The organism is Oscillibacter sp. CAG:155 (genome assembly GCA_000436875.1).
Classification (GTDB): Bacteria; Bacillota; Clostridia; order Oscillospirales; family Oscillospiraceae; genus Oscillibacter.
This window is the reverse complement of the sequence record FR890846.1, coordinates 1-5,397: the sequence shown is the minus strand read 5'-3', so window position 1 is coordinate 5,397 and position 5,397 is coordinate 1. Positions and strand designations below refer to the sequence as shown.

Here is a 5,397-nt window from a genome sequence, read left to right as displayed (position 1 = left end):
GCTCGGCGTCCGCCATGGCTGCGGGAACGCTGACGGCTATTCGGGGCGGCAGCGCGGAGCAGATCGGCCATGCCACTGCCATGGCGCTGAAGAACCTGATGGGATTGATCTGCGATCCTGTGGCGGGTCTGGTGGAAGTGCCCTGCGTGAAGCGAAACGTCGTGGGTGCGGTCAACGCGGTCAGCTGCGCGGATATGGCGCTGGCGGGTATTGAAAGCCGGATTCCTGTGGATCAGGTCATTGACTGTATGGGCGATGTGGGACACCGCATGCCGGAGGAGTTCCGGGAAACTGCTCTGGGCGGCCTCGCGGTCACGCCGGTTGGACAGCAGGTCAAGCAGCAGATGGAAGAACGGCCGTGATGGCGGCTGCCTGAATGCAGCGACATAAATCCTGAAAAGAAGCAGAGAGCGGATGCATGCCAGCATCCGCTCTTTTTTGCCTTATAACAGTGGCAAGGGGGAATCGTTTTCGGGAAAAGCAAAAGCGCAGGAGCCGATTTTCGGCTCCTGCGCTTGCTGCAAATTATGTGATATTGAGGTATCCCTTGGAACCTGAAGTTCACAAACGGACCATCAGGCGTTCTTCCGGGCAGCCATGGCCTTCTGGAACCAGTCCTTGCCGTCCACAAACCGGGAGACCATGTAGGAGACCACATAGTCGCCGGAGGAGTTGATCATCGTGGCAGGGGGGTCCACCAGGTTGCCCAGCGTGATGGCGATAGGATAGGCGACTGCCAGCTGATCGGGGAAGAAGACAGAGCACATGATGAACTCGCCGATGTAACCGCCGCCGGGAACGCCGGACATGCCGACGGAGGACAGCACGGCCACCAGGACCATCAGCACCATGTCGCCCACATTGTCAAAGGGTTTGCCGAACACGCCGAAGAGGAAGGAAATCTTCAAAATGCAGGAGAAGCAGGAACCGTCCATATGCATGGTGGCACCCAGGGGGACCACGATCTCACTGACATCCTTGGAAATGCCGGTCGCCTCAGCTTCCTCCATATTGGTGGGAATGGTTGCCACGGAGGAGCAGGTGCCCAGAGACGTGATGGCAGGACGGGCGATATGGCGGAACATCTCACGCACAGCGCCCTTGCCGCCGCCGAACCAGGCGAACAGCGGGAAAGCGGTGAAGATGTAGATGAAGCAGAGCGGGTAATACACAGCCAGGGCCCGGGCATAATCCTGGGCGATCTGGGAGCCGTAGGTGGCAACCAGGTCGGCAAAGAAGCCGAAGAAAGCGATAGGCGCGTAATAAGTGACCAGCTGGACCACCTTCATCATAGCCTCGGACAGGCTCACCAGGAACTTGGCGATGAGGCTGTCAGGGCCGGGGCCCAGGTTCACGCCGAAGCCAAAGAGCACGGAGAACACGATCAGGGGCAGCATGGCGCTGCGGCTGAGCAGGCCGGAGAAGTCGCTGACGGTGAAGAAGTTCACGATCAGGTCCGGAATGGAGATGGGGTTATCCACCTCGCCTGCTGCCAGGTCACTCCAGGGCTCCAGTACGGGGGGAATCAGCTTCATCAGCACGATCATGATGACCGCTGCAATGGCACCGGTGATGACGAAGGTCAAAATGGTGGTGCCCATGATCTTGCCGGCACGCTTGCGGCTTTTCATGGTGGCGATGGACCCGGAGATCGAAGAGAACACCATGGGGACCACGATGCAGAACATCATGTTCAGGAACAGGGTGCCCAGAGGTTTGAGAACGGTGGCGCCCGCCTGGACGACTTCATCGCCCTCCTTGACCTGCGGGAAGAACCAGCCCACCAGGGAGCCGATGATCATGGAACCCAGCATGATGGCCAGGAACGCATAGTTGCGGGCTACCGACTTTTTGTTTAGTTGGTTGCTCATTGTTTTCTCCTCCTATCATGGTTTACAAACACATTCTGTATGGCCCTGCGGCCTTACATACAAAGATTTTACCGCCCGGGGAGTTCCAGCTCCTCGTCGGTGACCTCGCCCTTGCAGACGATGTTGGTGGGACCGGTGAGATACAGGCTGTCGATGCGGACCGGTGCGATACAGGCTGTCGATGCGGCTGCCGTTGCGCTCGGCATCCACCATCAGCTGGCCGCCGGCCATATCCACCTTGACCCCGTGGCCGGAGACCTTGCCCTGAAGGGTCAGCACCGTTACCACAGAGCCGGTGCCGGTGCCGCAGGCGTAGGTGAAATCCTCCACGCCCCGCTCAAAGGTCCGCTCATACAGAGAATCCTCGCCGGTGAGTTCGTAAAAATTCACATTGGCGCCCTTGGGGAAATCCTTGTGCCAGCGGATGGCTCGGCCCAGTTCCCGCAGCTCGTTTTCATCTGCCTGCCGTAGCCCTGCGTAGGGAATCACCGCGTGGGGAATGCCGGGATTCCCTAACTCCACATAGGCGCAGGGATAGCGCACGCCGTCCACCTCCACAGAGGCATCCAGTTTCACAGTGGTGGGATCGTTCAGGCGAATCCGATACAGGCGGCTGCTGATCCGCTTGCCGGTGACGATGCCGGCGGTGGTCTCCACTGTCTGAGTCTCACCTGCAAGACCGGTCTCATAGCCGTACCGGCAGATACACCGGGCACCGTTGCCGCACATCTCGCCCATGCTGCCGTCGGAATTGTAAAAACGCATTTTGTAGTCGCCGCCCTGCGTAGGGGCGTCCACCACCATCAATCCGTCTGCGCCAATGGACAGATGCCGCTCGCACAGGGTCTTGGCGATCTGAGGCAGCAGTTCTACCGGCAGATGCTCTTCCAGATTGTTCAGCACGACGAAATCATTTCCGGCGCCGTTCATTTTCCAGAATTTCAAAAAAGACACTCCCTCTCAGTGGGAAAACCCGCACTAGATAAAATTCATTATAGCAGTATAAAGCATAAAAGCACAATGGGGAATGTGCCAAAAACCATGCATTTCCTGCGCTTTGCGGAGAAATCTCCGGGAGATTTGCAGATTGAAACGCAGTATGGTATGCTGATAAAAAAGGGAGGTGCCCGCAGATGCCCCGGAAAAATACCCGAAATACAAAGGGCCGCATCATTTCGGCGGCCTGGAAACTTTTTTACGAGCAGGGATACGAAGAGACCACCGTGGAGGATATTGTCTTTGAATCCGAGACGTCCAAGGGGTCATTTTACCACTATTTTGATGGAAAAGACGCATTGGTGGGGACTCTGGCCTACGTCTTTGATGAGAAATATGAACAGCTGATGCAGGATATGGCCCCCAACATGGGAGCAGTGGAAAAGCTGATCTATCTCAATCACGAACTGCTGGCCATGATCGAGGCCGGCGTTTCCATGGACCTGCTGGCGCGGTTGCTGTCTACCCAGCTGCTGGCCCGGGGAGAAAAGCATTTGCTGGACCGTAATCGCACTTATTTCAAACTTCTTCGGCAGATTATCACGGATGGTCAGCGCAGCGGCGAGCTGCGGACGGACTGTACTGTGAACGACATTGTAAAGGCGTATGCCCTGTGGGAGCGAGCGCTACTGTATGATTGGTGCCTGTGCAGGGGCGATTACTCTCTGGTGGCGTACACGGACCGGGTCACACCGATGTTTTTGGAAAGCTATCGCGGAAAAAAAGAAAATTCCGCAGTTTCGGACAGTGAGATTCCTAAAAAAAGTCTATGACGAAAATCCTCTAGTTACAATTAATTTTGATAAAATGCAGAACTGCGTACAGAATCTGTTCTATACACGGTTCTGCATTTTATTCTTGTTATGAGTGTGCTATGATAACGTCTATCGAGTAAAAAGGAGAGAGACTATGACAACAGCACAACTGATGATCTGCCTGGCGATTGCAGTCTATTTGATCGCGATGCTGGGCGTCGGAGTTTGGTTCGCGAAAAAGAACAACTCTGTGGATGACTTTTACCTGGGCGGGCGTAAGTTGGGACCTTTTGTCACCGCCATGAGCGCGGAGGCATCGGACATGAGCAGCTGGCTGCTGATGGGACTGCCCGGCGTTGCGTACATCAGCGGCCTGGCGGAGGCCAGCTGGACAGCCATCGGCCTGGCGGTGGGAACCTATCTCAACTGGCTGATTGTGGCCCGGCGCATCCGGCGATATTCCAACCACTTGGATGCCATCACGGTTCCTCAGTTTTTCTCCAAGCGCTGGGGGGATGACCGAAATCTCCTCTCTGCCATTGCAGCAGTCGTGATCATCATCTTTTTCATTCCCTATTTGGCCTCCGGCTTTTCCGCCTGCGGAAAACTGTTTGCCAGTCTGTTCGGTACTTCCTATGTGACGGCTATGCTGATCAGCGCTGCCGTCATTGTTATCTATACCGTTATGGGCGGCTTTTTAGCGGCCAGCTTTACAGATCTGATTCAGTCCATCATTATGACGGTGGCGCTGATCGTGGTGCTGAGCTTTGGCGTAGCACAGGCCGGCGGCCTGGATGCTGTTATGGACAATGCCCGGTCACTTGCGGGGTATCTTTCCCTGACCCATATTCATGATGCAACGACCGGCGGCTCCAGTCCTTATAGTCTGCTGACCATCTGCTCCCTGCTGGCCTGGGGCCTGGGGTATTTCGGCATGCCCCATATCCTGCTGCGCTTTATGGCCATTGAAGAGGAGAAAAAACTGGCTCTCAGCCGCAGAGTGGCCACAATCTGGGTGGTGATCTCCATGGGCGTAGCCATCTTTATCGGTGTCGTGGGCAACGGAATGACCAAAGCGGGAGCCATGGAGCAGCTGGCGGATTCCGAGACCATCATTGTCCAGATCGCCAGCTTGATCAGCCATTATGGAATCTTTGCAGCCTTGGTTGCCGGCGTGATTCTCGCGGGCATTCTGGCGGCTACCATGTCCACGGCGGACTCCCAGATGCTGGCGGCATCCTCTTCTGTATCTCAGAACCTGTTGGTGGAGTTTTTCCATCTCAAAATTGCCGGGAGAAAAAGTGTGATCGTGGCCAGAAGTACCATGGTGGTCATTGCCCTGGTGGCAGCATTTTTGGCCAGAGACCCCAACAGTTCTGTTTTCCGGGTGGTATCTTTTGCTTGGGCTGGCTTCGGCGCAGCCTTTGGGCCGGTGGTACTGTTCGCTCTGTTCTGGAAAAGATCTAACAAGTGGGGCGCGCTGGCCGGTATGGTTGTGGGCGGTGCCATGGTATTCATTTGGAAATATGGAATTGCCACGCTGGGGGGCGCATTTGCAATCTACGAACTGCTGCCGGCATTTATTGCCGCGTCGGTTGCCATTGTTGTGGTCAGTCTGCTGACGGAAAAGCCCAGCGCGGAGATTGAACGGATCTTTGATGAAGTTCGGGGCGTGTGAGAACTTATAATCCATACAATAATAAATAGTATTCTCAAAGAGCGGCCGTAGGAGGAATCCGACAGCCGCTCTTCAAATTGCACAGAGGTAGGACTGA

At 55.7% G+C, this 5,397-nt stretch carries 5 protein-coding genes; 3 read left to right on the top strand and 2 right to left on the bottom strand.

What is annotated here, in order from left to right; translation table 11 throughout:
* Positions 1 to 362: L-serine ammonia-lyase, iron-sulfur-dependent, subunit beta (locus tag QZL67_RS01615; RefSeq protein WP_292919644.1), on the top strand; the 362-nt coding region annotated here is incomplete at its 5' end.
* A 213-nt stretch (positions 363 to 575) separates the two neighbouring features.
* Here QZL67_RS01615 and QZL67_RS01610 read toward each other — a convergent pair.
* Entirely contained in the window at positions 576 to 1,871 is a 1,296-nt protein-coding gene (locus tag QZL67_RS01610) for a dicarboxylate/amino acid:cation symporter (protein WP_022289034.1), read from the bottom strand.
* 15 nt (positions 1,872 to 1,886) lie between these two features.
* Positions 1,887 to 2,816 (bottom strand): diaminopimelate epimerase, encoded by a 930-nt coding sequence (dapF, locus tag QZL67_RS01605; protein ID WP_022289033.1) that lies wholly within the window; start codon positions 2,814 to 2,816, stop codon positions 1,887 to 1,889.
* Between the two features lie 188 nt (positions 2,817 to 3,004).
* Between dapF and QZL67_RS01600 the strand changes: the two genes are divergently transcribed.
* Positions 3,005 to 3,640, top strand: coding sequence for a TetR/AcrR family transcriptional regulator (locus tag QZL67_RS01600; protein WP_022289032.1), 636 nt, complete (start codon positions 3,005 to 3,007; stop codon positions 3,638 to 3,640).
* A 136-nt stretch (positions 3,641 to 3,776) separates the two neighbouring features.
* A complete protein-coding gene (locus QZL67_RS01595; RefSeq protein WP_022289031.1) occupies positions 3,777 to 5,300 on the top strand; it encodes a sodium/proline symporter in 1,524 nt (507 codons plus the stop codon).
* Positions 5,301 to 5,397: the final 97 nt, after the last annotated feature.